At 26.3% G+C, this 837-nt stretch carries 1 protein-coding gene; it reads right to left on the bottom strand.

From position 1 onward, the window contains the following. Positions 1-21 precede the first annotated feature (21 nt). Entirely contained in the window at positions 22-597 is a 576-nt protein-coding gene (locus H3S73_RS13505) for a hypothetical protein (protein WP_198236816.1), read from the bottom strand. Positions 598-837: the final 240 nt, after the last annotated feature.

Consider the following 837-nt stretch of genomic DNA (forward strand, 5'->3'; position numbering starts at 1 on the left):
GTACTATTATTAGATAAATTATTACCTACTTTTCTCTTTATCAAGATATTTTATTAATCCCTCTTTCGTTGAAAATTCACAACGTCTATCGGTTTCAAAATTATCAATACAAGTAGTTTTTGATAGGAATTCATTATCACCTAAAAAAAACAACACCCTTAGTATACCATCATCTTCTATATATAAAGGTAATTCAGTAATGCTATAACTGTACAATTTGTTTGGTGTTATAGTATCTTTAAGCAACATATAAATATATTTGTCACCTGTTTTTTTATCAACATACTCAAAAGCGCTTACTAGTTCTTCATCACCATATTGATATGTATAAAGTTCGTACGCTTTATTCAATTCTTTATTATTATTTGTTAAAAAATACACCTCTAAATTACGCCTTCCGTCTTCAAAAGTATTACTAAGAAACATCACTGTTCCTTTATGGCCTTTATATTCAACATTAATTGGAGGATGGGCTATATTATTATATTTAGGGAATTGATACTCTTCTGGAATGCTATCTAAATATTCACCTGAATAAGCATTTGACATGTTAAAAATTAAACTTAATAACATAAACAGTACTATTTTATATCTCATTGCTACTCCTTATTTGAAAGAAACAGAATTAAAAACTTTTGCTTTATTTAGTTTTTCTAACCAACAATTTTATATTCTGTTTTCATCCTTGACCTATTTGTATCGAGATTGAGTGTTGTTATCATCCAATTTTGTTCATGATGATATTCCAAATAATTTAATAGTACTATTATTAGATAAATTATTACCTACTTTTCTCTTTATCAAGATATTTTATTAATCCCTCTTTCGTTGAAAATT

Origin of the sequence: Gilliamella sp. B14384G12 (genome assembly GCF_016101825.1) — a bacterium.
Taxonomy (GTDB): Bacteria; Pseudomonadota; Gammaproteobacteria; order Enterobacterales; family Orbaceae; genus Gilliamella; species Gilliamella apicola_N.